25 protein-coding genes are annotated in these 26,129 nt (G+C 65.1%); 9 read left to right on the top strand and 16 right to left on the bottom strand.

What is annotated here, in order from left to right:
- Window positions 1–24: 24 nt before the first annotated feature.
- Window positions 25–2,262 carry an AGE family epimerase/isomerase gene (locus tag EN874_RS17695; protein WP_127426253.1) on the top strand — a complete coding sequence of 746 codons (2,238 nt, stop codon included), beginning with the start codon at window positions 25–27 and terminating at the stop codon, window positions 2,260–2,262.
- Here EN874_RS17695 and EN874_RS17690 read toward each other — a convergent pair.
- The 7 genes from EN874_RS17690 to betI form a co-directional block, all read right to left on the bottom strand.
- Window positions 2,173–2,577, bottom strand: a complete 405-nt coding sequence (locus EN874_RS17690; protein ID WP_245513603.1) for a type II toxin-antitoxin system RelE/ParE family toxin — start codon at window positions 2,575–2,577, stop codon at window positions 2,173–2,175. The genes EN874_RS17695 and EN874_RS17690 overlap by 90 nt on opposite strands.
- Window positions 2,577–2,834, bottom strand: a complete 258-nt coding sequence (locus EN874_RS17685; RefSeq protein ID WP_127426252.1) for a type II toxin-antitoxin system ParD family antitoxin — start codon at window positions 2,832–2,834, stop codon at window positions 2,577–2,579. Before EN874_RS17685 ends, EN874_RS17690 begins: the two co-directional genes overlap by 1 nt.
- Before the next feature lie 67 nt (window positions 2,835–2,901).
- Window positions 2,902–4,365: a betaine-aldehyde dehydrogenase gene (betB, locus tag EN874_RS17680; protein ID WP_127426251.1), complete on the bottom strand. Its 1,464-nt coding sequence runs from the start codon at window positions 4,363–4,365 to the stop codon at window positions 2,902–2,904.
- A gap of 56 nt (window positions 4,366–4,421) precedes the next feature.
- Entirely contained in the window at window positions 4,422–6,074 is a 1,653-nt protein-coding gene (betA, locus tag EN874_RS17675; protein WP_127426250.1) for a choline dehydrogenase, read from the bottom strand.
- On the bottom strand, window positions 6,067–7,071 hold the full coding sequence (locus EN874_RS17670) for a threonine/serine dehydratase (protein ID WP_168247521.1): 1,005 nt from the start codon (window positions 7,069–7,071) through the stop codon (window positions 6,067–6,069). Before EN874_RS17670 ends, betA begins: the two co-directional genes overlap by 8 nt.
- Window positions 7,068–8,597: a choline-sulfatase gene (gene betC / locus EN874_RS17665; protein ID WP_127426248.1), complete on the bottom strand. Its 1,530-nt coding sequence runs from the start codon at window positions 8,595–8,597 to the stop codon at window positions 7,068–7,070. Before betC ends, EN874_RS17670 begins: the two co-directional genes overlap by 4 nt.
- A complete protein-coding gene (gene betI, locus EN874_RS17660) occupies window positions 8,594–9,184 on the bottom strand; it encodes a transcriptional regulator BetI (RefSeq protein ID WP_127426247.1) in 591 nt (196 codons plus the stop codon). The genes betC and betI overlap by 4 nt, the downstream gene beginning before the upstream one ends.
- A 244-nt stretch (window positions 9,185–9,428) precedes the next feature.
- Between betI and EN874_RS17655 the strand changes: the two genes are divergently transcribed.
- Both EN874_RS17655 and EN874_RS17650 read left to right on the top strand, forming a co-directional pair.
- Complete coding sequence (locus EN874_RS17655; RefSeq protein WP_127426246.1) at window positions 9,429–10,595, top strand: acetyl-CoA acetyltransferase; 1,167 nt, start codon at window positions 9,429–9,431, stop codon at window positions 10,593–10,595.
- 57 nt (window positions 10,596–10,652) lie between these two features.
- Window positions 10,653–11,657 (top strand): asparaginase, encoded by a 1,005-nt coding sequence (locus EN874_RS17650; RefSeq protein ID WP_127426245.1) that lies wholly within the window; start codon window positions 10,653–10,655, stop codon window positions 11,655–11,657.
- Here EN874_RS17650 and EN874_RS17645 read toward each other — a convergent pair.
- Window positions 11,654–13,030, bottom strand: coding sequence for a TIGR03808 family TAT-translocated repetitive protein (locus EN874_RS17645; protein ID WP_127426244.1), 1,377 nt, complete (start codon window positions 13,028–13,030; stop codon window positions 11,654–11,656). The two genes, EN874_RS17650 and EN874_RS17645, sit on opposite strands and share 4 nt — an antisense overlap.
- Before the next feature lie 106 nt (window positions 13,031–13,136).
- Here EN874_RS17645 and greA point away from each other — a divergent pair, with 106 nt between their 5' ends.
- Window positions 13,137–13,619 (top strand): transcription elongation factor GreA, encoded by a 483-nt coding sequence (gene greA, locus EN874_RS17640; RefSeq protein ID WP_127426243.1) that lies wholly within the window; start codon window positions 13,137–13,139, stop codon window positions 13,617–13,619.
- Here the strand turns inward: greA and EN874_RS17635 are convergent.
- From EN874_RS17635 to EN874_RS17620, 4 genes are all read right to left on the bottom strand, one after another.
- Window positions 13,616–14,005, bottom strand: a complete 390-nt coding sequence (locus EN874_RS17635) for a type II toxin-antitoxin system death-on-curing family toxin (RefSeq protein WP_127426242.1) — start codon at window positions 14,003–14,005, stop codon at window positions 13,616–13,618. The genes greA and EN874_RS17635 overlap by 4 nt on opposite strands.
- Window positions 14,002–14,223 carry an AbrB/MazE/SpoVT family DNA-binding domain-containing protein gene (locus EN874_RS17630; protein ID WP_127426241.1) on the bottom strand — a complete coding sequence of 74 codons (222 nt, stop codon included), beginning with the start codon at window positions 14,221–14,223 and terminating at the stop codon, window positions 14,002–14,004. The genes EN874_RS17635 and EN874_RS17630 overlap by 4 nt, the downstream gene beginning before the upstream one ends.
- 72 nt (window positions 14,224–14,295) lie before the next feature.
- A complete protein-coding gene (gene scpA / locus EN874_RS17625) occupies window positions 14,296–16,419 on the bottom strand; it encodes a methylmalonyl-CoA mutase (protein ID WP_127426240.1) in 2,124 nt (707 codons plus the stop codon).
- Window positions 16,416–17,858: a methylmalonyl-CoA mutase family protein gene (locus EN874_RS17620; RefSeq protein ID WP_127426239.1), complete on the bottom strand. Its 1,443-nt coding sequence runs from the start codon at window positions 17,856–17,858 to the stop codon at window positions 16,416–16,418. The genes scpA and EN874_RS17620 overlap by 4 nt, the downstream gene beginning before the upstream one ends.
- 254 nt (window positions 17,859–18,112) lie before the next feature.
- Here EN874_RS17620 and EN874_RS17615 point away from each other — a divergent pair, with 254 nt between their 5' ends.
- The gene (locus EN874_RS17615; protein WP_127426238.1) at window positions 18,113–19,636 is read left to right on the top strand and encodes a helicase HerA-like C-terminal domain-containing protein; all 1,524 of its coding nucleotides are present in this window, start codon (window positions 18,113–18,115) and stop codon (window positions 19,634–19,636) included.
- Window positions 19,637–19,676: 40 nt separating this feature from the next.
- Here EN874_RS17615 and EN874_RS17610 read toward each other — a convergent pair whose 3' ends face one another.
- Together EN874_RS17610 and EN874_RS17605 are read right to left on the bottom strand one after the other, a co-directional pair.
- Complete coding sequence (locus EN874_RS17610; RefSeq protein ID WP_127426237.1) at window positions 19,677–20,324, bottom strand: LysE family translocator; 648 nt, start codon at window positions 20,322–20,324, stop codon at window positions 19,677–19,679.
- A gap of 30 nt (window positions 20,325–20,354) precedes the next feature.
- Entirely contained in the window at window positions 20,355–20,978 is a 624-nt protein-coding gene (locus EN874_RS17605; protein ID WP_127426236.1) for an FMN-binding negative transcriptional regulator, read from the bottom strand.
- A 76-nt stretch (window positions 20,979–21,054) separates the two neighbouring features.
- Between EN874_RS17605 and EN874_RS17600 the strand changes: the two genes are divergently transcribed.
- Entirely contained in the window at window positions 21,055–22,275 is a 1,221-nt protein-coding gene (locus tag EN874_RS17600) for a PLP-dependent aminotransferase family protein (protein WP_348631736.1), read from the top strand.
- On the top strand, window positions 22,272–22,481 hold the full coding sequence (locus EN874_RS34930) for a hypothetical protein (RefSeq protein WP_348631735.1): 210 nt from the start codon (window positions 22,272–22,274) through the stop codon (window positions 22,479–22,481). Before EN874_RS17600 ends, EN874_RS34930 begins: the two co-directional genes overlap by 4 nt.
- An 11-nt stretch (window positions 22,482–22,492) precedes the next feature.
- Here the strand turns inward: EN874_RS34930 and EN874_RS17595 are convergent, their stop codons facing one another.
- Window positions 22,493–23,314: a L,D-transpeptidase gene (locus tag EN874_RS17595; protein ID WP_127426235.1), complete on the bottom strand. Its 822-nt coding sequence runs from the start codon at window positions 23,312–23,314 to the stop codon at window positions 22,493–22,495.
- Window positions 23,315–23,589: 275 nt separating this feature from the next.
- The gene (locus EN874_RS17590) at window positions 23,590–24,252 is read right to left on the bottom strand and encodes a haloacid dehalogenase type II (protein WP_127426234.1); all 663 of its coding nucleotides are present in this window, start codon (window positions 24,250–24,252) and stop codon (window positions 23,590–23,592) included.
- 152 nt (window positions 24,253–24,404) lie between these two features.
- On the opposite strand from EN874_RS17590, the gene EN874_RS17585 reads away from it, so the two are divergent.
- The gene (locus tag EN874_RS17585; protein WP_127426233.1) at window positions 24,405–25,283 is read left to right on the top strand and encodes a branched-chain amino acid aminotransferase; all 879 of its coding nucleotides are present in this window, start codon (window positions 24,405–24,407) and stop codon (window positions 25,281–25,283) included.
- Between the two features lie 107 nt (window positions 25,284–25,390).
- The gene (locus EN874_RS17580; protein ID WP_127426232.1) at window positions 25,391–25,993 is read left to right on the top strand and encodes a superoxide dismutase; all 603 of its coding nucleotides are present in this window, start codon (window positions 25,391–25,393) and stop codon (window positions 25,991–25,993) included.
- The last annotated feature ends 136 nt before the right edge of the window (window positions 25,994–26,129 follow it).

Below are 26,129 nucleotides of genomic sequence, written 5' to 3'. Positions count from 1 at the left end.
CCAGATTCTGAATGTGAGACCCGAATGAGCCAGCGCATCGTCAGTTTCGTCATGAGCGGCGGCGTCGGCTCGCGGCTATGGCCACTGTCGCGCGAGGACAATCCCAAGCAGTTCCATGACCTCTCCGGCGATGGCTCGATGCTGGCCAAGACCTTGCGCCGGCTGGCGGCGCGACCCGAGGGCGAGACGCCGATCTTTCTGATCGCTTCGGAGCGCCACGCCGAGCGCGTCCATGCCGACCTTGCCGGCCTCGACCTCGCCGGCGGCGGTCCACTCTTCGAGCCGACCGGCCGCAACACCGCGGCTGCCGTGGCGCTGGCCAGCCTGCGCACGCTTTCCGAGTTCGGCGACGAACTGGTGCTGGTGGTGCCTTCCGACCACGAGATCTCCACCGCGCGCCAGTTCTGGCAGAGCATCGAGGCCGGTGCCGAGGCGGCGGGCGCCGGCCGCCTGGTGGTGTTCGGCATCAAGCCGACGCAACCCGAGACGGGCTACGGCTATATCGAGGTCGCCGCCGACCGGGACGGCGTGTTCGACGTCTCGCGCTTCGTCGAGAAGCCCGACCTCGCCACGGCGCAAACCTATCTCGACGCCGGCAGTTTCTACTGGAACACCGGCATCTTCCTGTTTCGCGCCGGCGCCATGCGCGATGCCTTCGCCGCCTTCGAGCCGAAGATCTGGCAGGCGACGAAAGCGGCCTATCACGCGGCGACCAGCGATCTTTCCGGCCTCTACATGCCGCTGGAGCTCTATTCGGCGATCCCGTCGACCTCGATCGACTACGCCATCATGGAGCGGGCCAGGGACATCGCCATGGTGCCGGCCGGCTTCCGCTGGAACGACCTCGGCTCCTGGCAGTCGTTGCTCGATGTCGGGCCGTCCGACAGGCAAGGCAATGTCATCCTCGGCGATGTCGTCGCCATCGACTGCGAGAACTCCTATATCCGCGGCGACGGCCGCCTGCTTTCGGCGATCGGCATGAAGGACGTCGCCATCGTCTCGACAGCCGATGCCACTTTCGTCGCGCCGGTCAGCCACAGCCAGCATGTCAAGAAGATCGTCGAGCAGCTCGAGAAATCCGGCCGGCTGGAGACGAGGTTCACGCCGGCGCATGACCGCGTGATCGAGAGCGGCGCCTGGCGGCGGCGCGTGCGCCACTGGCTGTTCGAGGAGACGCTGCCGCTGTGGTCGACGATCGGCGTCGACGAACGCCATGGCGGCTTCCATGAGGCGCTGGGCTTCGACGCCACGCCGCTGATGAAGCCCAAGCGCATGCGAACGCAGGCGCGCCAGGTCTATGCCTTCGCGGTCGCCAAGGAGCGCGGCTGGGATGGCCCGGCGGACCGGCTGATCGCGCATGGTATCGACTTCATGACTGGCCGAGGTCGCACCGGCAAAGGCGGCTGGGTGCGCACGCTCAACATCGACGGCTCGGTCGCCGATCCGGTCGAGGACGCCTACGACCATTCCTGCGTGCTGCTCGCGCTGGCGCACGCTCATATGTCGGGTCATCCCGATGCCTTGCGGCTCGGCGAAGAGACCTTCGCCTTTCTCGATACTCATCTCGAGGACAGCCGCATGACCGGCTTCCTCGAAACCTCCGATGGCGAGGGCGAGCGTCGCTCCAACCCCCACATGCATCTGCTCGAGGCGTTCCTTGCCTGGCACAAGGCCACCGGCGAGCGCGCCTATCTGCGCCGCGCCGCGCGCGTCATCGACCTCTTTCGCAGTCATTTCTTCGACGCCGAAAGCTGGACGCTGGGCGAGTATTTCGACGACGGCTGGAAGCCCGTGGCGGGCGAGAAGGGCGCCTGGACCGAGCCCGGCCACCATTTCGAATGGGCCTCGCTGCTTGTCGATTTTGCCGCCCGCAGCGGCCAGGCCGAGCTCGCCGGCTTCGCCCGCAAGCTCTATGCCTCCGCCGTTGCCAACGGCCTCAATCGCGCCACCGGCCTTGCCTACGGCGCCGTCTCGCGCCAGGGGCTGCCGCTCGACCGCGTGTCGCGCGGCTGGCCGCAAGCAGAGGCGGTCAAGGCGGCGATCGCGCTCGACGGCTCGGGTGGCCCCGATCTCAAGCCCGAGATCGAGGCACGCGTCGGCAGGCTGTTCCGCTGGCACATCGACCCGGCGCCGCTCGGCCTCTGGATCGACCGCATCGACGAACGCGGCCGCTCACTGGCCACCGACGTGCCGGCAAGTATCTTCTACCATCTGGTTTGTGCGCTGACCCAGTATCTGGACGGGACGGCGGAGAAGGGGTGAGGCGGCGCTGGCGCCTAAGCGTCGCCGTCTCCGTCGAAAATGGCATCGATGTCGCGAGCACCGTGCAGATCGTTCAATTCGTACATCGTCTCCTTCAGCTATGTAGAAGACTACATAGCGTTGGAATGGAATTGATCGAAGGTTTGGTGACAGTGAGAATCGGGGTGCGCCGCCATGTGGTGCGTCGGCAATGCGATCGCATCGCCCTCTGAGCGCCGTCACAAAGCGCCGAGCCGTGGCTGGATTTTCGGTATGGATGTAATCGCCGATTTCCTCGACATCCCTTGCGGCGGCAGGTGAGAATGTAACAGCCATTACTTATGGCTTTTGTCGCGGTATTTCGCTTCTAACCGGTCCAGAACCTCCGATGCCGGAATGCCGGGACCGCTTTCCCTCCCTTTGCGGATATCTTCGCGCAAAGCATCCAACTTTGCCCGCCGCTGTTCTTCGCGCTCCTCAAGGAGGCGCAGGCTATCGCGTACGACTTCGCTGGCGCTTGCATAGCGGCCGCTTTCGACAAGCTCGCGTACCAGTGCCTCATAGCGAGAACCGATATTATAGCTTGCTGGCATCGCCCAGTTCCTTGCTATTATCCATTCTTATCAATTTATGATAAGCGCGACCGAGCCGGTTGCCAAGTCAATACGGGCTCGCCACGTCCCCCGTCTCGACATAGACCGCCTTCAGCTGCGAATAGTGCGCCAACGCCGCCAGCGAGTTCTCGCGCCCGATGCCGGACTGCTTGACGCCGCCGAAGGGCATTTCCACCGGCGTCAGATTGTAGGCGTTGATCCAGCAGGTGCCGGCCTGCAATTCGGCGATCACCCGGTGCGCCCGCGGCAGGTCGCGCGTGAACACACCGGCGGCGAGGCCGAATTCGGTGTCGTTGGCGCGCTCGATCACCTCGTCCTCGCTGTCGAACTTCAACACGCTCATCACCGGCCCGAAGATCTCCTCGCGCGCGATGCGCATGCCGTCGGTGACACTGGTGAACACCGTAGGCTCGACGAAGAAGCCGCCCTCGAAGCCTTGCAGCGAGGGCACGTTGCCGCCGCAGGCGAGACTCGCGCCGTCCTGTTTGCCGGCCGCGACGTAGGAGACAACCTTGTCCTGTTGCGCCCTGTTGACCAGGGGTCCCATCTGCGTTTCTGGATCGAGCGGATCGCCGATGCGGATCTTCTTGGTGCGCTCGACCAGTCGCTCGACGAAGCGGTCATGCAGGCCCTTCTGCACGAAGACGCGCGTGCCGTTGGAGCAGATCTGGCCGGTCGAATAGAAATTGCCGAGCATGGCGCCGCCGATGGCGTTTTCGAGATCCGCGTCGTCGAAGACGATCAGCGGCGACTTGCCGCCGAGCTCCATCGTGGCGTGCTTCATCTTCGAGCCGGCGAGCGACAGCACCTTGCGGCCCGTCGGCACAGAACCGGTCACCGAGATTTTTGCCACGACATCATGGCCGACGAGGCCGGCGCCGACATCGCCATAGCCCTGCACGACGTTGAACAGCCCGTCGGGCAGGCCCGCTTCCGAGTAGATCTCGGCGAGCGCCAGCGCCGAAAGCGGCGTGTTCTCCGAGGGTTTGAACACCATGGCGTTGCCCATGGCTAAAGCCGGCGCCGACTTCCAGCCGGCGATCTGGATCGGATAGTTCCAGGCGCCAATGCCGACACAGACGCCAAGCGGCTCACGCCTGGTGTACGCAAACGGACCGCCGAGATCGATCATATCGCCGTTGAAGGCGGCGACCGCGCCGGCGAAATATTCAAGACAATCGGCGGCCGAAGGCGCATCGGCCACCAGCGTCTCCTGGATCGCCTTGCCGGTATCGAGCGTCTCGATGCGGGCGAGATCGGCGTTGCGCGCGCGCAGGATGTCGGCGGCGCGGCGCAGGATGCGGCCGCGCTCGACCGGCTTCAGCCGCGCCCAGGCCGGCTGCGCCGCGCGTGCCGCCTCGATCGCCAGCTCCAGTACGTTCGGCGTCGCCGAATGCAGCGTGGCGATGGTCTCGCCGGTCGCCGGATAGATCACCGGCAGCGGCGCGCCGCCTTCGTCCTCGATGTAGCGGCCGTTGACATAATGCGATGCCGTGGGCTGGGCGCGCATGGATCTTCTCCGTTCGTAATCGCTGGGGCGGGGGAGGGCGCCCGCCGGATCATGCGCTATCTGTCCGCCACCTGCCAGCGCGGATTGATCCATGGTTCCTGGTTGGACGGCGCCAGCGGCGTGCGGCCGAGGATGTGGTCGGATGCCTTCTCGCCGGTCATGATCGAGGGTGCGTTGAGATTGCCGTTGGTCACCCGCGGAAAGATCGAGGAGTCGGCGACGCGCAGGGCCTCGACGCCGATCACCCGGCATTCCGGATCGACGACGCTTGTCAGATCGTCGGCGCGACCCATCCTGCAGGTGCCGCAGGGATGATAGGCGCTCTCGGCGTGCTCGCGGATGAAGGCGTCGAGCTCGTCGTCGGACTGCACATGGCTGCCCGGCGAAATCTCCTTGCCGCGGAAACCATCGAAGGCCTTCTGGCCAAAAATCTCGCGGGTCAGCCGGATGCAGTGGCGGAACTCGCTCCAGTCGTCCGGATGCGACATGTAGTTGAAGCGGATCACCGGCTTAGCCCGTGCGTCGGGCGAGCGCAGCGTCACGGAGCCGCGCGACTTCGAGCGCATCGGGCCGACATGCGCCTGGAAGCCATGCGACTTCGCCGCCGCCTTGCCGTCGTAGCGCACCGCCGCCGGGATGAAATGATACTGGATATCGGGATAGTCGACACCCGCCTGCGAGCGCACGAAGGCGGCCGCCTCGAAATGGTTTGTGGCGCCGAGGCCGGTCTTGAAGAACAGCCACTGCGCGCCGATCATGGCCTTGGAGAAGGGATTGAGCACTGAATTCAGCGTGATCGGCCTGGTCGATTCCTGCTGGATGTAGAGCTCCAGATGGTCCTGCAGATTGCCGCCGACACCCGGCCGGTCGGCGATCACCGCAATTCCGTTTTCCCGGAGATGCGCGCCAGGCCCGATGCCCGACAGCATCAGGATCTTCGGTGAATTGATCGACGATGCCGCAACGACCACCTCACGTCGCGCCTTAACGACTTGAATCTGTTTGTTAGCCTCGATCTCGACACCGACGGCGCGTTGATTCTCGATCACCACGCGTCGGGCGAAACCTTTGACCAGCCTCACATTTTTGCGCCTGAGAGCCGGCTTCAGATAGGCATTCGCGGCCGACCAGCGCCGTCCGCCCAGAATGGTCTGCTCCATTGCCCCGAAGCCTTCCTGCTTCGAGCCGTTGTAGTCGTCGGTGAGCTCGAAACCGGCCTGGCGGCCCGCCTCGACGAACGCGCCATAGAGTGGGTTCTTGCGCGTGCCGCGCTGCACATGCAGCGGGCCGCTTTTGCCTCGCCAGCCGTCCTCGCCGCAGTCGGCTTCTTCCATCCGCTTGAAATAGGGAAGCACGTCTGCAAATCCCCAGCCGGCGGCACCTTGTTCAGCCCAATGGTCGAAATCGCGCGCATGGCCGCGCACATAGACCATGCCGTTGATCGAGGACGAGCCGCCGATGACCTTGCCGCGCGGCGTGGCAAGCACCCGGCCGCCGAGATGCGGCTCCGGCTCGCTGGCGAAGCCCCAGTCGTAAAGGTTCATGTTGAGCGGGATCGACAGCGCCGACGGCATCTGGATCAGCGGCCCGATATCGGTGCCGCCGAACTCGATCACGATCACCGAGTGCTTGCCGTCCTCGGACAGCCGGTAGGCCATGGCCGAGCCGGCGGAGCCGGAGCCGATGATGACGAAATCCGCTTCAAGCATTGTTCACATGCGCCATAAAATCGGCGAGCGAGACATTGCCGCCGGTAGCCACTACGAGGACGGTTTTGCCCGCCACATTCACCTTGCCGCCCAGCAGCGCCGCGAGCGATGCCGCGCCCGACGGCTCCAGCACCAGCTTCATCCGCTCGAAGGCGATTTTCATTGCGCGCCGCACCGAGGCGTCGTCGACGGTGACGCCGCGAACGCCGGCCGCGCTCACTGCCGCGAAGGGCGCCTCGCCGGGCTTGCGCGCCATCAGTCCGTCGCAGATCGACTTCGGCCCGATCGGCATGGTCTCGATCGCGCCATGCGCGAGCGAGGAGCCCATGCCGTTGAAGCCCTCGGGCTCGACTGCGATGATCTCGGTCTTCGGGGACAGATAGTGGAAGGCGAGCGAGACGCCGCCGATCAGCCCGCCGCCGCCGACCGAGCAGAACACCAGATCGGCATGCGCCTTCTTTGCAGCCAACTGCTCGAGCGCCTCGAGCCCCGCGCCGGCCTGGCCGGCGACGATCTCCGGATCGTCGAAGGGGTGGAGCAAGGTGAGGTGCTCGGTCTCGGCGATCTCGCGCGCCTTGGCGGCCGCGACTTCCTCGCGGGCGCGATCGCCATGATCGGTCAGTACCACGCGCGCGCCATAGCCTGCGGTCGCATCGCGTTTGGCGGTCGGCGCGTCGATCGGCATGACGATGGTGACGGGAATGCCGAGCGCCTGTCCGGCGGCCGCGAGCCCTTGCGCGAAATTGCCTGAGGAATAGGCGACGACGCCCGCGCTCGCTTTCTCCGGCGAGAGTCGCTTCAGCCGCCAATAGGCGCCGCGCACCTTGAAGGAGCCTGCCCATTGCAGCGATTCCGGCTTGACGAAGACGCGCGCGGCGCCCGTTTCGCTGGCGAGCGCGGCCGACTCCAGCAGCGGCGTCACCTGCGTGGCCGTGGACGTCACGGCATAGGCCTGCTTCAGGTGGTTGAGGGTGGGAATGAGAACGTCAGCCATCATTCGCCTCGCGGATACCGTTTGCTCTCCTCGAGATTGTCGAGGTTCATGTGATTGCGCATGTAGCGTTCCGATGCCTTCTGCAGTGGCTGGAAGTCCCACGGGTAGTAGGCGCCGTTGCGCAGCGCCGGGTAGACCACCCAGCGGCGCGCCTGGCTTTCACGCACCGCGGCGTCGAAGGCGGGCATGTCCCAGCGCGCCCGGACCTTGTCCATGAAAGCGGCCACCAGGGCGGCGTTTGCCGGATCGTCGGCGAGGTTGTCGCGTTCGAGCGGATCGGCCTCGAGATCGAAGAGTTGCGGCGCGTCGAGCTCGCAATGGACGAACTTGTATTTGCCGTCGCGGATGGCGACCAGGGGCGCATGGGAGCCCTCGGCGGCGTATTCCATCAACACCGGCGCGGTGCGTGCCTCGCCGCCAAGCAGCGACAGCAGCGACTGGCCGTCGGTCCACGGCGTGATCGCCGCGAAGTCGATGCCCGCCAGGTCGCAGAGCGTCGGCGTCACGTCGAGGTTGGAGACCGGCGCTTTGACCAGTCCGGCCGGCACGCCCTTGCCGGCGATCATCAACGGCACGCGCGCGGACCCCTCGAAGAAGCTCATCTTGAACCACAGGCCGCGCTCGCCCAGCATGTCGCCATGGTCCGAGCAGAACAGGATGGTGGTGTCGTCGAGCATGCGGGTGCGCTTGAGGACATCGACAAGCTCGCCGAGCTTGTCGTCGACATAGGAAATGTTGGCGAAGTAGCCGCGCCGTGAACGGCGCACCTGCTCGGGCGTGATCTCGAAGGATTGGTAGTCGCTGGCGCGGTAGAGCCGCTGCGAATGCGTGTCCTGCTCGTCATGCGGGATGAACGAGGTTTCAGGGTCGAGCGCCTGGCAGTTCTGGTAGAGATCCCAGTACCGCTTGCGCGCCACATAGGGATCATGCGGATGCGATAGTGACACCGTAAGGCACCATGGCCGACGACGCGCATCGTCCTGCTCGCGCGAGAGCTGGTAGAGTTTCTGCGTCGCCAGGAAGGTGACCTCGTCGTCATATTCCATCTGGTTGGTGGTCTCGGCGACGCCAGCGCCGGTCACCGAGCCCAGATTGTGGTACCACCAGTCGATGCGCTCGCCGGGCTTGCGATAGTCCGGCGTCCAGCCGAAATCGGCGGGATAGATGTCGGTGGTCAGCCGCTCCTCGAAGCCGTGCAACTGGTCCGGCCCAACGAAATGCATCTTGCCGGACAGGCAAGTGTAGTAGCCGGCGCCGCGCAGATGATGCGCGAAGGTCGGGATCGAGGAAGCGAATTCGGCGGCGTTGTCATAGACCCCGGTGCGCGACGGCAGCTGGCCGCTCATGAGCGAGGCGCGGCCGGGCGCGCAGAGCGGCGAGGCCGTGTAGTTGTTGGCGAACCGCGCCGAGCGCGCCGCGAGCGCCTTGAGATGCGGCACGTGCAGGAAATCCGCCGGGCCGTCGGGGAAGAGCTTGCCGTTGAGCTGATCGACCATGACGATCAGGAAATTGGTCCGTCGGGTCGTCAAGGCAGGCCCCGTCCGCTGAGCTTGGTTTCTAGATAGTCTTCGATGAGCGCGATCGCTGTCCGCGCATCGGGCACGCCTTCCTTCAGCGCGCGTCGGATGTAGAGCCCGTCGATCAGCGCTGCCGTCGCTTCCGCGACGCGGTCCGCTTCGGTCCTCGGCAGGATGCCGGTCAGCCCGCTCATCAGGTTGGAATTGAGCCGCCGCGCATAGACGCGAAGCAACCGCCGCAGGGCGGAAGACTGCTGCGCCTCGACATAGAAGGCGAGCCAGGCGGCGATGATTTCGGGCTGGAACTGGTCGTCGGAGAAACTGACCGCTACGACGGCTGAAACGCGCTGGCGCGGCGTCGCGGCAAGGCTGAGCGCGCGCCGCGTGTCGGCGTTGAGTTCGGCGAGGATGTGCCGCATCGTCGCGAACAGCAGCTCGTCCTTGGCGCCGAAATAGTGATGCGCGAGCGCCGAGGATACGCCGGCGCGGCCGGCGATCTCCGACATGGTCACGTCCAGCGAACCGCGCTCGCCGATCGCCGAGATCGTCGCGTCGATCAGCGCCCTGCGGCGCAGCGGTTCCATTCCGATTTTCGGCATTTGGGAGATCCGATTCCGGGTCCAGATTATTTTTTATTGACGGATCAATCAATAAAAAATCGACACCGGGATCAATCGATCGTGTCGCTCTGGCCCATCCCAAAGGCTGGAAAACGGTTCATCGTTGAACAATATTGAATCTCATGCCGCGGCAGGATCGTGCTAGCGTGTGTTGAGGTTCAGGTCAGGCCGGCATCACCTGAAGATCAATACACGCGGGGCCGCGCGGCAAATGGAGGCTGTTATGACCGCATGCATCGTCGGCTGGGCGCATTCGCGCTTCGGCAAGCTCGAAGGCGAGACGCTGGAGGGCCTGATCACCAAGGTCGCCGTGGACGCGCTCGACCATGCCGGCATCGGTCCGGACGATGTCGACGAGATCGTGCTCGGCCATTTCAACGCCGGCTTCTCGCCGCAGGATTTCACCGCGAGCCTGGTGCTGCAGGCCGACGACCGGCTGCGCTTCAAGCCGGCGACGCGTGTGGAAAATGCCTGCGCCACCGGCTCGGCCGCGGTGCGGCAAGGCATCCGCGCCATCGACGCCAACGCCGCGCGCATCGTGCTGGTGGTCGGCGCCGAGCAGATGACGACGACGCCCGGCCCGGAAATCGGCAAGAACCTGCTCAAGGCCTCCTATCTGCCGGAGGACGGCGACACGCCGGCGGGCTTTGCCGGTGTCTTCGGCAAGATCGCGCAGGCCTATTTCCAGCGCTATGGCGACCAGTCGGACGCGCTTGCCATGATCGCCGCCAAGAACCACAAGAACGGCGTCGACAATCCCTATGCGCAGATGCGCAAGGACTTCGGCTACGAGTTCTGCCGCCAGGAGAGTGAGAAGAACCCCTTTGTCGCCGGTCCGCTGAAGCGCACCGACTGCTCGCTGGTTTCGGACGGCGCGGCGGCGCTCGTGCTGACCGACACCGCGACGGCACTGAAGATGCGTCGCGCGGTCACCTTCCGTGCCAATGAGCATGTCCAGGATTTCCTGCCGATGTCGAAGCGCGACATCCTTTCCTTCGAAGGCTGCGAGCGGGCCTGGGAGCAGGCGCTGAAGAAAGCCGGCGTCACGCTCGACGACCTTTCCTTCGTCGAGACGCATGACTGCTTCACCATCGCCGAGCTCATCGAATACGAGGCGATGGGGCTGGCCAAGCCAGGCGAAGGCGCGAAGCTGGCGCTGGACGGCACGACGGCCAGGGACGGCCGCCTGCCGGTCAATCCATCCGGCGGCTTGAAGGCGAAGGGCCACCCGATCGGCGCCACCGGCGTGTCGATGCATGTGCTGACCGCCATGCAGCTTACCGGCGAGGCCGGCGGCATCCAGGTGCCGGGCGCAAAACTCGGCGGCATCTTCAACATGGGTGGGGCTGCGGTCGCCAATTACGTTTCCATCCTCGACAGGATTCGCTAGAAGCGGCCCGCATCAAAGGCGCCGCGCCCCATCGGGCGCGCGCGGGCGGGAGAAGACATGGCAAATCCGGTTCTGGTCGAGGTTCTGCGCGGCGCGGTGGTCGAAAGCGCTCATCGCGGCGCGGTCTCCGTTTTCGATGCCGACGGCAAGCCCGTCTGGGAGATCGGCGACACCGAACGCCCGGTGTTCCCGCGCTCGGCGGTGAAGGCGATCCAGGCGCTGCCGCTGGTCGAATCGGGTGCTGCCGACGCTTATGGCTTCGGCGACCGCGAACTGGCGCTGGCCTGCGCATCGCATTCCGGCGAGCCCGAACATACCAAGCTGGCCGCCGCGATGCTCGCCAGGGCAAACCTCGACAGGACCGCGCTCGAATGCGGCGCGCACTGGCCGTCGAGCCACGATGCGACGATCGCGCTTGCCCACGCAGGCGCCATGCCGAACCCGCTCCACAACAATTGCTCCGGCAAGCATGCCGGTTTCCTCTGCACCTGCGTGCATTCCGGCATCGCCCATGGCGGCTACGTCAAGGCCGGCCACGCTTTGCAGGAGATGGTGCGCGACGCCATGCAGTCGGTGACGGGCGCCGCCCATGACGCCGACCATTGCGCCACCGACGGCTGCTCGATCCCGACTTACGCCGTGCCGTTGAAGAGTTTTGCGCTGGGCTTTGCGCGTATGGCGACGGGCAGGGGCTTCGCGTCCGAACGCGCCAAGGCGGCGAAGCGGCTGCTCTCGGCCTGCATGGCCGAGCCGTTTCTGGTCGCCGGCACCGGCAAGGCGGATCTCGCGCTGATGCAGGCCGCCCCTGGCCGCATCTTCGTCAAGACCGGCGCAGAAGGCGTCTATTGCGCGGCGTTGCCCGAACTCGGCCTCGGCATTGCCTTGAAATGCGATGACGGCGCCGGCAGAGGAGCCGAGGTGATGATCGCCGCAGTGCTGGCAAAACTGCTGCGCGGCGATGAAGCACTCGCCGCGAAGCTCTCCAAGCTCGCCCATCCGCCGGTCGAAAGCCGCATCGGCGCCAAGGTCGGCTCGCTGCGGCCGACGACGGTCTTGACCTAGCTGACCTTGTTGCGCTCGACGGTCAGATGTGCGTAGCCGCTCTCGCTTGACCGGGCGAGATCGCCGGTCACCGGGTCGGCCCAGCGTTGGCCGACGATGGCGCCGTTGGCGGCGCCGTCGATGACATTGTCGGAGATGACGGCGCTGCCGGAGCCTTCGACGACGCTGACGACGATGCCTGTGCCCGCCTTGCGGATGATGTTTCCCGTCGCCACCACGTTGCGCAGATAGGGCCCCCAGCCGAGCTGCATGCCGTAGAGCGGGGCGTTCTCGACGACATTGCCGGAGACCGTGGTGTCGGCCTCGGCGCTGATGCCGACGCCGAAGCCTGGCGGGTCGGCGGCGTAGGGGCCGACCGTCGACAGGTTGCGCACGATGTTGTTCGAGCACACGGCCATGCGGCCGCCTTCGTTGAAGTTGACGATCGAGATGCCGTTGGCGGCGCCGTCGACGAGGTTGTTGCTGAGGATCGCGCCTTCGAAGGAGAACTCCGAATAGATCCCGGTTTCGCCCGAGCGCGAGCAGGTGTTGCCGGTGATCTGCAAATTGTTGGAGCTGTTGGCGCGGATCGCCGAGAAGGCGCAGTCGGAGACGACGTTACCCGAGATGATGACATTGCCGGCGCGGAAGGCGTTGATGCCGTTGCCGTTCTGGCCGGTGCCGCCGCTCCTCGCGCCGATGCGCTGCACGCGGTTGCAGCTGACGATGGTGCCGTCCTCCGCCTGTTGCCAGCGATGCACCAGAATGCCGCCATTGGCGCAGTCGGACACGGTATTGCCCGAAATCTCTAGCCCGCCCGCCTCGACCGAATAGATGCCGGCGTCGGCCGCGCCCGAAATGTCGCAGCGCCCGACGCGGCCGGCGACATGTTCCAGCGCCAGCCCGTTCTTGCCGCTGCCTGTCACCTGGCAATTGTCGATGGTGAGATGCGCGACGCGGCGCAGGTCGAGCAACCCCTGCGTATAGTCGGCCAGCGAGCGATTGCTGCCGTCGAGCACCAGCCCGCTGAGCTCGATATGCTCGGCCTGTTCGGCCATCATCAGGTGGCCGTTGCCGCCATAGACGATGCGGGTCGCGCCCGGCACGCCCGACAGACGCACGCGCGCTGGCAGCTTCAGGTTGGAGACGAGATAGGTGCCGGGCGGCAGGAACACCGGCGCGTCGCGGTTGCTGGCTTCAGCGAGCATCTTGGCGAAGATTTTGCTCTGGTCGTCCAGCGCGCCCGGCTGCACGCCGATCTCGATCGCGTTGATCGAGCCGCGCATCGCGGCCTTTTCGATGCCGGGCAGCATCTTCGCCGACGCCTTGCCGGCAAAGAGCCCGGCAACGGCGAGGCCGGCGGTCTGGGCAAGCAGCGTTCGTCTGTCCAACATCGGCACAGGTCCTGGTGTTTCGCCCTGTCTGTCGCAGGATTCGTGCCAGGGCCGGCTCACCGGCAAATCGCTTGTGCAGTTGCCTGACCAAGCCTAAGCTCATGTCATGAGCAGAGCTTTCACACGCGAAGAAGACAGCGAAAATGCAATCGCCGGCGTCGGCGAACGGCCGATCAGCCCGCACCGCAATCTGGTGACGGAGCGGGGCCTGGCGATGATCGAGGAGACTCTCGCCGAGCTGCGCGATTTGATGGCCAAAGCCGAACGGCGCGGCGACCGCGAGCGCCTTGCGGTGGTGTCGCGCGACCTGCGCTACTGGACCGCGCGGCGCGAGAGCGCCGAGCTTTCCGTGCCCGAGCTGGGCAGCGACGTAGTGCGCTTCGGCATGGGCGTCACGTTGGAAAACGATGACGGCAAGAAAGTGCATTGGCGCATTGTCGGCGAGGACGAGGCCAATCCTTCAAAAGGCAGCATTTCCCATGTCTCGCCAATGGCGGTCGCGCTATTCGGCAAGAAGGTAGGCGAGGTCGTCAAGGTCAACGGCAAGGAGTGGGAGATCGTCAAGCTCTCGGACAAGGCCGAGAATTAGCCCTCGAGCTTGACGGTATGGTCGCGGAAGAAGGCCGTGGCACCAGCCTCATCGATTTCACCCGCGGCAACGCCCATAACGAATTCGTAGATCGTGCCGTTGTCGGCTGTAAGGCCGTAACCATTTATGATCAGGAAGGCGCCTGCGGCGACTATTGCCGTGCGTTTGTTGCCGTCGACAAAAGCGTGGTTCCTGGCGATGCCGAAAATATAGGCGGCCGCCAGATCCTCGATTGTCGGATCACCATAGTTGGCCTTGTTCTCAGCGCGGGCGAGAGCGGATTCGAGAGCGTTCTCATCCCTCAAACCCTGCGCGCCGCCATGTCGGCGCAACTGCTCGGCATGCATCGCTTCGACGGCGCGACGCGACAGGAACTGCCAGCTCATTCGGCGAGCTTCTGAAGCGCGACCTTGTACTTGTCCATGATCTTGCGAGCGGCTTCCATCTGCCGCTCGAAGCTGTCGTCCACGGGCTCGAGGGCAATGCCCTTATCCGTCTCGACGATCTGAAGCTGGTCGCCCGCCTTCATGTTCAGACGGTCGAGGAGCTCCTTCGGCAGGATCACGCCTTCCGAATTTCCGATCTTGCGAATGGTGGTGTTCATGACGCAGCATCCTGTTGTAACGTCAATTATAACGCGTAACGTCCGGCGTTACAACAAGAATTATAACAGTACTTACCGAGCCCTCAGCAACCGATCCATCAGCCGGTCCGCCGCCTGCGGGATGACTGTGCCCGGCGGGAAGATTTCCGCCGCGCCCGCCTTCAGCACCACGTCATAGTCCTGCGGCGGGATGACGCCGCCGGCGACGATAAGCATGTCGCCATGGCCAAGCTTCTTCAGCGCATCCTTGAGCTCAGGGATCAGCGTCAGATGTCCAGCGGCAAGCGAGGAAGCGCCGATGATGTCGACGTCGTGCTGCACCGCCAGCTTCGCGATCTCGTCCGGTGTCTGGAACATCGGCCCGACGGTGACGTCGAAGCCGAGATCGGCAAACGCGCTGGCGATCACCTTCTGGCCGCGGTCGTGGCCATCCTGTCCCATCTTGGCGACCAGGATGCGCGGCTTGGCGCCGGATTTCTTCTCGAAGGCTTCGATCTTTTCCTTGAGCCGGTCGACCGCCGGATTGTCGCCAAGCGCGTCGCGATAGACGCCGGAGATCGTCTGCACGGTGGCCGCATGGCGGCCGAACACCTTCTCCAGCGCCAGCGAGATCTCGCCGACGGTGGCATTGGCGCGCGCGGCGCGGATCGCGAATTCCAGCAGGTTCTCGCCGCTCTCGGCCGCGCGGGTGAGGGCGGCAAGCGCGTCCTCGAGTGCCGCGACGTCGCGCGTGCCTTTCAGCCGCTGCAGCTTCGCCAACTGCCGGGCCTTCACCTCGGCATTGTCGATCTTGAGCACATCGACCTCGATATCGGCTCCCGGCCGATGCGCGTTGACGCCGACCAGCACCTGCTCGCCGGAATCGATGCGCGCCTGCGTGCGCGCCGCCGCTTCCTCGATGCGCAGCTTCGGAATGCCTTTCTCGATCGCCGCCGCCATGCCGCCGAGGCTTTCGACCTCCTCGATATGGGCGAGCGCGCGGGCCGCCAGATCATGCGTCAGCCGCTCGACATAGGCCGAGCCGCCCCACGGGTCGATCATGCGCGTGGTGCCGGATTCCTTTTGCAGAATGAGCTGCGTGTTGCGCGCGATCCGCGCCGAATGATCGGTCGGCAGCGCCATAGCCTCGTCGAAGGAATTGGTATGCAGCGATTGTGTGTGTCCCTGCGTCGCCGCCATCGCCTCGATCATGGTCCGGATGATGTTGTTGTAGGGGTCCTGCGCCGTCAGCGACCAGCCTGAGGTCTGGCAATGGGTGCGCAACGACAGCGAGCGCTCGTCTTTCGGCGCAAAATTCTTCTTCATCAGGCTCGACCAGAGCAGACGCGCGGCGCGGAGCTTGGCGACCTCCATGAAGAAGTTCATGCCGATCGCCCAGAAGAAGGAGAGGCGCGGCGCGAAGCGGTCGATGTCGAGCCCGGCGGCGACGCCGGCGCGCGCGTATTCGATGCCGTCGGCGATCGTGTAGGCGAGCTCGAGATCAGCCGTCGCTCCTGCTTCCTGCATGTGGTAGCCGGAGATCGAGATCGAGTTGAATTTCGGCATATGCTTCGAGGTGTAGGCGAAGATGTCCGACACGATCCGCATCGATGGCTTTGGCGGATAAATGTAAGTGTTGCGGACCATGAACTCCTTCAGAATGTCGTTCTGAATGGTCCCGGCGAGATCCTTCTGCGCGACGCCCTGTTCCTCCGCCGCGACGATGAATAAAGCCATGATCGGCAGCACGGCGCCGTTCATCGTCATCGACACCGTCATCTCGCTGAGCGGGATGCCGTCGAACAGCTGGCGCATGTCGAGAATGGAATCGATCGCCACACCCGCCATGCCGACGTCGCCGGCGACGCGCGGATGGTCGCTGTCATAGCCGCGATGCGTGGCAAGATCGAAGGCAACCGAAAGCCCCTTCTGGCCGGCCGCGAGATTGCGTCGGTAGAAGGCGTTGGATTCCTCGGCCGTCGAGAAGCCGGCATATTGCCGGATCGTCCAGGGCTGCTGGACATACATGGTCGGGTAGGGGCCGCGCACGAAGGGCGGCAGGCCGGGATAGGTCTCGAGATTGGCCAGCCCCTTGAGGTCGCCTTGGCCGTAGAGGTGTTTTACGGCGATGCCTTCCGGCGTCATCCGCTGGCCCTTGAGCTCGACCGGTGCCCTGCGCGGCGCCGACCAGCCGATCTGGCTGAAATCCGGGATCATGATCCGGCTCCGATCGACTGATCGATGCGCACCGGAAACAGCGGCTCGCATACAGCGACGCCCTCAGTCAGCGCCGGCCGGCGTTCGGCCGTCAATGTCTCGACGGGACGCTCGCTGCCGGCCCGGAAAAGCGTCGTCCCGATGATGCCGCGTTCGCCGGCCCGATAGGCGGCATTGCGCTTCGCGGCGGCCGTCTGCACGCGGTTCTGGATATAGCCCTGCTGCAGGCTGTTGAGCACGCCACCCTCTGCCTCGATGCGCTGGAATTCCTGCCAGGCCGCCGCGCAAAGCTCGTCGGTCAGCGCCTCGACCGCGCCGGAGCCGCTGGCCGGATCGGCGACATGATGGAGATGGCTCTCATGCGCCATGATCAGCTGCGCATTGCGGGCGACGCGGCGGGCAAAACCGGCGGGCAGACCATGCGCGATGGTGTGCGGCAGGATCGAGACGGAATCGGCGCCGCCGGTCGCCGCGGCGAAAGCGGCAACCGCGGTACGCAGGATATTGGTTTCCGGGTCTGCCATCGCCATCATGCGATAGGAGGTTTCGGCGTGGACGTTGGCCGTCGAGGCTGGGATCGAGCAGGCCTCCTGGATCCGCGCCCAGAGCTTGCGCAACGCCCGCACCTTGGCCATCGACAGGAACTGGTCCTGGTCGACGCTGAGGGCGAAGCCGATATAGGGCGCGGCATAGACCAGCGGCTGGCGTGCCTTCTCGAACATCCTGAGGTAGGAGACAGCCGACGCCATCATCGTGCCGAGTTCCTGCGCCTCGGTGGCACCGGCATTGTGGAACACGCGGCCGTCGGCCTCGAGCAGCGCGCCCGGCACACCCATCGAGAAGAAATGCGCCAGCGATTGCGGCATCGATTCCTGCAGCGCCTCGATCGAGGTGCGCAGCCGTCCGGTGCCGGCGAAGATCGCCGCCGGGTCGATGCCGAAGGAGAGGTTGAGCTTCGTCGGATCGGAGCGGCGCCGGGTCAGGAAGGCGAGCAGCCAGTCGGCCACGGCGCGGCTCCACGGATGCGCGTCGATGCGCACCTGCACGCGGTTGAGCGGCACGCCTTCGAGCACCGTTTCCAGCGCCTCCGCCGTTCTCGGCAGGCCGTAGCCGAAGGCGTTCGGCGCACCCTCGAAGACCAGCGACAGGCCGGTCGCGCCCTGCGCGATGTCCTGCAGCGCCTGGGCGCTGGCGCGGGCGATGTCCGGGTCGTCGACGCGCTGGCTGACGATCCAGGGCGACTTCGGATTGGTGCGCACCAGCGGCTCGGCGCCGGCCGAGCGTTCGCTGAGCGGCTCGATGCGGATACCGTCATCGGTGTGCGAAACGAGATTCTCCTCGAACGAGCCGCCGGCCAGCGCCTTTTCCGCCAGCGCCAGCCAACGCTTGGCGTCCGGGTTCGGAAGGTCGACATCCCTGGTCAAGGCGCCGGCGCCCATCGCACTCCTCGTCTCTTTGCCGCATCATCCACCAGTCTAAGGTCCCCGGCCGGATATCACAATGCGACATCCGCCGCGGCAATTCCGGCGGCTGCTAACCGATTGCCAAACATGCTCAAAATCCGCAAGCTTCAAAAGATCGAATTTCGCCGACGGCCCGGTTTCAATGATTGGCATTGTCGCCCGGCGACAGCGTTACTATACCTCGCATGAGGCTCGGGCGTTTGACGGAACAGATTGCGGAGACCGGACATATGGCTGACGACACCAGCATCTTCATCGGCGCCAGCCGCAAGCCTGACGATTCCTATCAGCGCGCGGAGGAACTGCTGCTGCGCTACGGCAACCGTCACGGGCTGATCACCGGCGCCACCGGCACCGGCAAGACGGTCAGCCTGCAGGTCCTGGCCGAGGGCTTTTCCAACGCCGGCGTCCCGGTCTTCTGCGCCGACATCAAGGGCGACCTTTCCGGCATCGCCATGATGGGCGAGGGCAAGGATTTTCTCGTGAAGCGTGCCGGAGAGGTGAAGCTCGATCCTTACCAGTTCCAGGAATTCCCGGTCATCTTCTGGGATCTGTTCGGCGAGCAGGGCCATCCGATCCGCGCCACCATCTCGGAAATGGGGCCGCTGCTCATGTCGCGGCTGATGAACCTCACCGAAGCGCAGGAGGGCGTCATGAACATCGCTTTCCGCATCGCCGACGAGGAGGGCCTGTTGCTGCTCGACCTCAAGGACCTGCAGGCGCTGCTTGCCAACATCGCCGAGCGCGCCGACGAGCTCAGGGCCCGCTACGGCAATGTGACCAAGCCCTCCGTCGGGGCCATCCAGCGCACGCTCCTGGTGCTGGAACAGCAGGCCGCCGCGAACTTCTTCGGCGAACCGGCGCTACGCATCGCCGATCTCATGCGCACGACCCGCGACGGCCGCGGCGCGGTTAGCGTTTTGGCCGCCGACAAGCTGATGATGAACCCCAGGCTCTATGCCACCTTCCTGCTCTGGCTGATGTCGGAACTGTTCGAGGAACTGCCCGAGGTCGGTGACCTCGACCAGCCGAAGTTGGTCTTCTTCTTCGACGAGGCGCATCTGTTGTTCGAGGACGCGCCGAAGGTGCTGGTCGACCGCGTCGAGCAGGTGGTGCGGCTGATCCGTTCCAAGGGCGTCGGCGTCTATTTCGTCACCCAGAACCCGCTCGACATTCCGGAAAAGGTGCTGGCCCAGCTCGGCAACCGCGTCCAGCACGCGCTGCGCGCCTACACTCCGCGCGAGCAGCAGGCGGTCAGGACAGCGGCCGAGACCTTCCGGCCCAACCCCGATTTCGACTGCGCCACCGCCATTACCCAGCTCGCCACCGGCGAGGCGCTGGTCTCGACGCTGGAGGACAAGGGCGTGCCGGCCATGGTCCAGCGCACGCTGATCCGGCCGCCGTCCTCGCGGCTCGGGCCGATCGCGCCGGACGAGCGCCGCAAGATCATTGCCGCGAGCCCGGTCGCCGGCCAGTACGACCAGCTGGTCGATCGCGAATCGGCCTTCGAGATCCTGCAGAAGAAGACCAAGGAGGCGCAGGACGCCGAGGCGCAGGCGCAACAGGCGGGCAGCGGCGGCTCGCGTTGGACCATTCCGGGCTTCGACGACGTCTTGGGAACGTCGGGCCGGCGGTCTTCCAACCGTCAGACGGTGGCCGAAGCCGCGATCAAATCGGTGGTGCGCTCGGTCGGCTCCTCCGTCGGCCGCGCCATCGTGCGCGGGATACTGGGAAGCCTGGCCAGGGGGCGGTAGAAAGCCATCTCGGCGGTCGGGCAACCGGCCTGGTAGCCAATCAGGCAGGGCGTCTGGCTATGGCGAGGCCGATGCCGAGCGCGATCATCGCGCCGCCTGACGTCTCGCGCAGCCGACGTATCATGCCGAACCGGCCTGCCGCGCCGTCCCGGATGCGGCTCGCCCCGAAAGCGACCACGACATCGGCAAGGGTGTTGAGCGTCACCGACACGAAGCCGAGCGCCATGAACTGCAAGGCGACATGGCCGGCGCTGAGGTCCACGAACTGCGGAATGAAGGCCAGGAAGAAAGCGGCCGTCTTTGGATTCAGCGCCTCGACCAGCACCCCTTCGCGAAACGCTCTGCCCGCGCCGATCGCGGACGCGGCCGCGCCGCCCTCCAGTATTGTCGTTGCCTCGCGTCGTGCGGCCTGGAAGGTGCGGAAGCCGAGCCAGACGAGGTAGGCCGCGCCGATCAGCTTCAGCGCCGTGAACAGCTCCGCGCTTGCGAGCACGATCGCCGAAATGCCCAGGCTGCCGGCAAGCACGTGTACCATGCCGCCGAGGCCCGTCCCGAAACTCGAGGCGATGCCTTCCGCGCGTCCTCCGGCAAGCGTGCGCGCGGCGACGTAGAAGATACCCGGCCCGGGCGTGATGGCGAGCAGGAACGCGGCGGCGAAGTACAGAGCGAACTGGGTCAAATCGGGCATGACGGACTTGAGTGTAAGTTGGACGGCCTGTCACCACGGGATGAGCGCGGCGACCTCGCGGTCCGAAGGCCGATCGCTCGCCGCGAGACCAGACACGACGCCGGCGCGGTCGGCCGCGTTGCGGTTCTGGCTCATCTTGCGCTTGCCTTCCAGCCGCGTGATCGGCAGGCGCAGGCCGACAATCCCCTTGAGTTGCGATTGGATGAAATCCGGCGGCGCATCCGATACGGACCAGGGTGCGGCGCGCCCGCCTTCGTGGAGATTGGTGAGACGCGTCACCACGTCGAGCAGCCTGTCGGCGTCTTCGAAGAATTCGATCGGCCCATAGGCATGGACGGCGACATAGTTCCAGGTCGGCACGACCTTTCCGGTCTCCTGCTTGGCCTGATACCACGCCGGCGTCACATAGGCATCTGGTCCCATGAAGATCACCAGGCCATCGCCCAGTACTGGTGCGCGCCACTGCGGATTTGCCTTCGCCACATGGCCGTAGATCACGCCATGCTCGCCCTCGCTGTCGTCGAGGAAAAGCGGCAACGGCGTCGCCCGCGGCCCTTCCGCAGTGGCGGTGACCAGCGTCGCCAGCCGCGCCGCGCGGATCGTTGCTCTCAGGCTCTCCGTGTCGTCGTCCCGGAAGGCGGGCGGTATGTACATGGTGGAACTCCTTGCGCCGGATCTGAAGATGCCGCAATTCTGGTTTACATAAAACATCCAGTTTTGAGGAGTTTCAGTGGTCCAGTTGGAGCAGGACAGCATCGCGCGCCGGATCATTGCGGCGATCAAGCAGCGGATTCACAGCGGTGCCAACCGGCCGGGCGACAGCCTTCCGTCGACGCGGGCCCTCGCGGCTGAATGGGGCGCTTCGCGGACCACGGTGACGGCGGCCTACAACCAACTCGCAGCCGAAGGCTATCTGATCATCCGGCAGGGCGCGCGCGCCATCGTCGCTGCCGGACTGGAGATGACGTCAGAGGGAGCGTCCCACACGGCTGCCCAGCCTCGCAATCTCTCGGCATTCGCCCGTCGGCTGCTTGCCTTGCCTTCGCCGGCCGGAGCGCAGCCGGCCAGGGTTGCGGATTTCCGCTATGGCGACCTGTCGGGGGCGGACTTCCCGGTGCTGGCTTGGCGGCGGGCGTCGAACAAGGCCATTCTCCGGCGCGGCGCTCGTCTGCGCTATGGCGACGCCCAGGGATCCCTTGCGCTCCGCAACGCGCTTCAAAGCTATCTCTGGCGCGCTCGCGGCATCAACTGCGCACCGGACCAGATCGTCATCGTCAACGGATCGCAGCAGGGGCTCGATCTCTGCGCGCGGCTGCTGCTCGACCCCGGCGATCCGTTCGTGATGGAGAACCCGGGCTATCCGCTGGCCCGCCATGCCTTCGCGGCGGCGGGCGGCGTCGCTGTGCCCGTTGCGGTCGACGCGGAGGGGCTGAGGACGGACTCGCTGCCGCCGGCCCGCCTGGCATGCGTGACGCCGTCGCACCAGTTCCCGCTCGGCGGCGTGCTTTCGGCGGCACGGCGTCGTTCCCTGCTGGCCTGGGCCACGGCGACGGGCGCCTACATCGTCGAAGACGATTATGATGGCGAGTACCGCCACGACATCGCCCCCATCCCGCCGCTGCAAACCCTCGACGCGGAGTCGGTCATCTATGTCGGCACCTTCTCCAAGACGCTCTCGCCCACCCTAAGGCTCGGCTATCTCGTCGCCCCGGCCGGCCTGTGCCGCGCGTTCAGCGAGGCGAAGCGCCTGACCGACCGGCACGCTCCGATGCTGGAACAGGACGTGTTGGCCGAACTGCTGACGAGCGGCGCTTATGAGCGCCATGTCCGCAGCATTCGCAGAAAAAACACCGACGCAGGGAGGTGCTGCTGCAGGCGTTGGCGGATCATCTGGGGCCAAGGGTCGCTGTCGCGGGGGCCGAAACCGGACTGCATGTTGTTGCCTGGATGAACGGCATCGCTGCCGGGCGCGAGCCGGCAATCATTGCGGCGGCACACGCCGCCGGAATCGGTCTCTATCCGGTGTCACCGCTCTATGACCCAAGCGAGCCGCGACCTGAAACGGCCGGCTTCATCCTCGGCTATGCCGGGCTCGACGCGGAGGCGCTGCGACGCGGCGTTGCGGTGCTGGCGACCATACTCGCCGAGCACCGCTGAAGCGTTCAAACTCAGAAGATCTCGTTGGTGATCCGGCGTACCGGACCGAGCAGGATCGAGCCGGTCGGCACACCGTTGTCGATCGGGATGGCCCGGCGCTCGGGCATATCCGCCATCGGCTCGCCGATATCAGCGGTCACCACGACCGGCGTCTTGTTAGGCACGCGATCATAAAGGTCGATGATGTCCTGGTTGATCAGGCGCACGCAACCCGAGGAGACCGACTTTCCGATCGACCACCATTCCGGCGAGCCGTGCAGGCGATAGAGCGTGTCCTGGTTGCCCTGGAACAGATAGAGTGCGCGGGCGCCGAGCGGGTTCTTCAGTCCGCCCGGCATGCCGCCGTTCTTGGCGCTGAATTGCGTCAGTTCCGGCTGGCGGGAGACCATCTCGTCCGGCGGCGTCCATTTCGGCCACTTCTGCTTCCACTGCACCACGGCGTCGCCCGACCATTCGAAGCCGGCGCGGCCGAGGCCGACGCCGTAGCGGATCGCCTGGCCGCCCTCGCGCACCAGATAGAGGAAGTGGTTGGTGGTATCGACCACGATGGTGCCCGGCCGCTGTCCAGTCGGATCGGGAACGATCTGGCGCAGGAATCTGTGATCGATCTTGTTCACCGGGATGGCTGGCAGGTCGAAGCCGTTATCCGAAATCGGACCGTACATCGTCTCGTAATCGCCGAGTGGCGGCTCGACATAGGCCGGCGGTGGCGGCTGGACCGGCTCGGGGCCTGGACCGGTGGTGGAGCAGGCTGAAACCGCGGCCGAAGCAGCGCCAAGGGCTGTGAGATTGAGGAAGCCACGACGGCTGATGCGGAAGGAAGCGTCTGACATGGTTGCCTTTTCTAGGTCTTAATTCGCAAGAAAGCATGAATCCGCAGGCTTGGCCGCCGGCAGCTCCAATAGCAGTCGGCGGTGATAGGCGGTTCCAATTCTGGCCTCAGGGTGGACAAACAAAGGCGAAGCTGTGACCACGACACATCTGTTGCGCTGCAGCAACAGCAGCGTCGGAGCGGTACAGCGTCTCACGGAAACGCCGAACCGTCCTGTCTCTTTATTTTGACGCAATTCTGGACGGAAAATCGTTTCACACTTTTCCCGGAATTGCTTTACGCGCCCGCCAGAAGACCTTCGAGCGAGGGCAGGATCAGCCCCGGCGGAAAGTCCCGGTATTCGTCGGGCTGGTTGGTGCGATTGATCCAGACCGTGCGGAAGCCGAATTTGGCGGCGCCCGCCACGTCCCAGCGGTTGGAGGACTGGAACGACACCGCCTCCGGATAGAGCCGCCAGCCGGTGACCACCATGTCGTAGACCGAGGGATCGGTCTTGAAGCGCTTGATCTCGTCGACCGAGAAGACGTCGTCCAGGATCTGGTCGAGGGCGGCGGATTTCACCGCAGCCCGCAACATTTCCGGCGACCCGTTGGACAGGATCGCGAGCTTCGCGCCGGATGCTTTCAGCGCTTTCAACACCGCCGGCACTTCCGGATAGCAGTCGAGCTGCCAATAGGCCTCGAGCAGCCTTGCTCTCAGCGCCGGATCGGCCGAGGGCACCTTCTTCAGCGCGAAATCCAGCGCCTGCTCCGTGAGCTGCCAGAAATCGGCATAGGCGCCCATCAGCGTCCGCACCCAGGAATATTCGAGCTGCTTGGCGCGCCAGATTTCTGAGAGAAGCTGGCCGTCAGGCCCGATCTCGCCGGCATGCCTGCGCACGGCGGCGTGCACGTCGAACAACGTGCCGTAGGCGTCGAAGACGTAGGCCGCATGATGCATGGCTTTAGTTTTGCGGCGCTAAGGCTTGCCGTGCAAGCGTTGATTGCGGTCAAGTGCCTCTGGCCTCAACGATTTCTCCCGATGTCGGTTGACGCCGACCGCCAAAGCATCGTCCTATGGCGGCCTGAAATCATCCAAATGGACGGCAAGCGATGACTCTGGCGGCGGCGGCGCAATCCGCGACATGGACCTATGTGGACGGCGACTGGTACGAGGGCAACGTCGCCATTCTCGGACCGCGCAGCCATGCCATGTGGCTGGGCACCAGCGTCTTCGACGGCGCCCGCTGGTTCGAAAACGTGGCGCCCGATCTCGATCGCCATGCCGCGCGCGTCAACGCCTCGGCGATCGCGCTCGGCCTGAAGCCTTCCATGACGACGGAGCAGATCGTCGGGCTGACCTGGGATGGCCTGAAGAAATTCGACGGCAACACCGCCGTCTATATCAGGCCGATGTATTGGGCCGAGCATGGCGGCTATATGGGCGTGCCGGCCGACCCGGCATCCACCCGCTTCTGCCTCTGCCTCTACGAATCGCCGATGATTCCGCCTTCCGGCTTTTCCATCGGCGTCTCGCCGTTCCGGCGGCCGACCATCGAGACGATGCCGACTAACGCCAAGGCCGGCTGCCTCTACCCCAACAACGGCCGCGCCATCCTCGAGGCCAAGATGCGCGGCTTCGACAACGCGCTGGTGCTGGACATGCTGGGCAACGTCGCCGAGACCGGCACGTCCAACATCTTCCTGGTGAAGGACGGCCATGTGATGACGCCGGCCGCGAACGGCACCTTCCTTTCCGGCATCACCCGCTCGCGCACGATCAGCCTGCTCGGCGACTACGGCTTCAGGACCACCGAGAAGGCGCTGTCGATCCGGGAATTCCTCGAAGCTGACGAGATCTTCTCGACCGGCAACCATTCCAAGGTGGTGCCGATCACGCGCATCGAGGACCGCGACCGTCAGCCCGGGCCGGTGGCCAAGAAGGCGCGCGAGCTCTATTGGGATTGGGCGCATTCGACTTCCGCTGCCTGAGCGGATAAAAAGGCCGCCGGCGCTTCATTCCGGAGTTGCCCCCATCCATTCCAGACCTATCTTAGTCCGGTAGTTGCACCGGACTTTTTCCTGAGGGAGTACCACCCATGGCTTTCGAGTTGCCCGCTTTGCCCTACGACTATGAGGCCCTGCAGCCTTACATGTCGAAGGAGACGCTGGAGTATCACCACGACAAGCACCACAAGGCCTATGTCGATAACGGCAACAAGCTGGCCGCCGAGGCTGGAATGGGCGACCTGTCGGTCGAGGAGGTCGTGAAGCAGTCCTTCGGCAAGAATGCCGGGCTCTTCAACAATGCCGCCCAGCACTACAACCACATTCATTTCTGGAAATGGATGAAGAAGGGCGGCGGCGGCAACAAGCTGCCGGGTGCGCTGCAGAAGGCCGTCGATGCCGATCTTGGTGGCTACGACAAGTTCAAGGCGGACTTCATCGCCGCCGGCACCACCCAGTTCGGCTCCGGCTGGGCATGGCTCTCGGTCAAGGACGGCAAGCTCGCGATCTCGAAGACCCCCAACGGCGAGAACCCGCTGGTCCACGGCGCCTCGCCGATCCTCGGCGTCGACGTGTGGGAGCATTCCTATTACATCGACTACCGCAATGCGCGGCCGAAATATCTCGAAGCCTTCGTCGATAGCCTGATCAACTGGGATTATGTCCTTGAGCTCTACGAGAAGGTGAAAGGCTGATTTATTTGACGAAAAGCCCCGGCATGCCGGGGCTTTTCTTTATCTGCCAACACACGAGATTGATCGCGATCGGGAAAATCGTGACGGCACTAGGGAATATTCCCGCCGCCAGGTCCGTTAACGTCGAGTCGCGAAC

This window comes from Mesorhizobium sp. M1D.F.Ca.ET.231.01.1.1 (genome assembly GCF_003999155.2).
Taxonomy (GTDB): Bacteria; Pseudomonadota; Alphaproteobacteria; order Rhizobiales; family Rhizobiaceae; genus Mesorhizobium.
The sequence above is the reverse complement of the archived record's forward strand: the minus strand, read 5'-3'. Positions and strand labels throughout refer to the sequence as shown.

Coding starts and splice junctions, on each gene's coding strand:
- EN874_RS17670 (WP_168247521.1), bottom strand. CDS start 7,071: ATGATGGCTGACGTTCTCATTCCCACCCTCAACCACCTGAAGCAGGCC.
- EN874_RS17585 (WP_127426233.1), top strand. CDS start 24,405: ATGACTCTGGCGGCGGCGGCGCAATCCGCGACATGGACCTATGTGGAC.
- EN874_RS17645 (WP_127426244.1), bottom strand. CDS start 13,030: ATGTTGGACAGACGAACGCTGCTTGCCCAGACCGCCGGCCTCGCCGTT.
- betB (WP_127426251.1), bottom strand. CDS start 4,365: ATGCGCGCCCAGCCCACGGCATCGCATTATGTCAACGGCCGCTACATC.
- EN874_RS17695 (WP_127426253.1), top strand. CDS start 25: ATGAGCCAGCGCATCGTCAGTTTCGTCATGAGCGGCGGCGTCGGCTCG.
- betI (WP_127426247.1), bottom strand. CDS start 9,184: ATGCCGAAAATCGGAATGGAACCGCTGCGCCGCAGGGCGCTGATCGAC.
- EN874_RS17595 (WP_127426235.1), bottom strand. CDS start 23,314: ATGTCAGACGCTTCCTTCCGCATCAGCCGTCGTGGCTTCCTCAATCTC.
- EN874_RS17605 (WP_127426236.1), bottom strand. CDS start 20,978: ATGTACATACCGCCCGCCTTCCGGGACGACGACACGGAGAGCCTGAGA.
- greA (WP_127426243.1), top strand. CDS start 13,137: ATGAGCAGAGCTTTCACACGCGAAGAAGACAGCGAAAATGCAATCGCC.
- EN874_RS17620 (WP_127426239.1), bottom strand. CDS start 17,858: ATGGGCGCCGGCGCCTTGACCAGGGATGTCGACCTTCCGAACCCGGAC.
- EN874_RS17610 (WP_127426237.1), bottom strand. CDS start 20,324: ATGCCCGATTTGACCCAGTTCGCTCTGTACTTCGCCGCCGCGTTCCTG.
- EN874_RS17650 (WP_127426245.1), top strand. CDS start 10,653: ATGGCAAATCCGGTTCTGGTCGAGGTTCTGCGCGGCGCGGTGGTCGAA.
- EN874_RS17590 (WP_127426234.1), bottom strand. CDS start 24,252: ATGCATCATGCGGCCTACGTCTTCGACGCCTACGGCACGTTGTTCGAC.
- EN874_RS17580 (WP_127426232.1), top strand. CDS start 25,391: ATGGCTTTCGAGTTGCCCGCTTTGCCCTACGACTATGAGGCCCTGCAG.
- EN874_RS17635 (WP_127426242.1), bottom strand. CDS start 14,005: ATGAGCTGGCAGTTCCTGTCGCGTCGCGCCGTCGAAGCGATGCATGCC.
- EN874_RS17655 (WP_127426246.1), top strand. CDS start 9,429: ATGACCGCATGCATCGTCGGCTGGGCGCATTCGCGCTTCGGCAAGCTC.
- EN874_RS17685 (WP_127426252.1), bottom strand. CDS start 2,834: ATGCCAGCAAGCTATAATATCGGTTCTCGCTATGAGGCACTGGTACGC.
- scpA (WP_127426240.1), bottom strand. CDS start 16,419: ATGATCCCGGATTTCAGCCAGATCGGCTGGTCGGCGCCGCGCAGGGCA.
- EN874_RS17615 (WP_127426238.1), top strand. CDS start 18,113: ATGGCTGACGACACCAGCATCTTCATCGGCGCCAGCCGCAAGCCTGAC.
- betA (WP_127426250.1), bottom strand. CDS start 6,074: ATGCTTGAAGCGGATTTCGTCATCATCGGCTCCGGCTCCGCCGGCTCG.
- EN874_RS17630 (WP_127426241.1), bottom strand. CDS start 14,223: ATGAACACCACCATTCGCAAGATCGGAAATTCGGAAGGCGTGATCCTG.
- EN874_RS17690 (WP_245513603.1), bottom strand. CDS start 2,577: ATGGCTGTTACATTCTCACCTGCCGCCGCAAGGGATGTCGAGGAAATC.
- EN874_RS34930 (WP_348631735.1), top strand. CDS start 22,272: ATGAACGGCATCGCTGCCGGGCGCGAGCCGGCAATCATTGCGGCGGCA.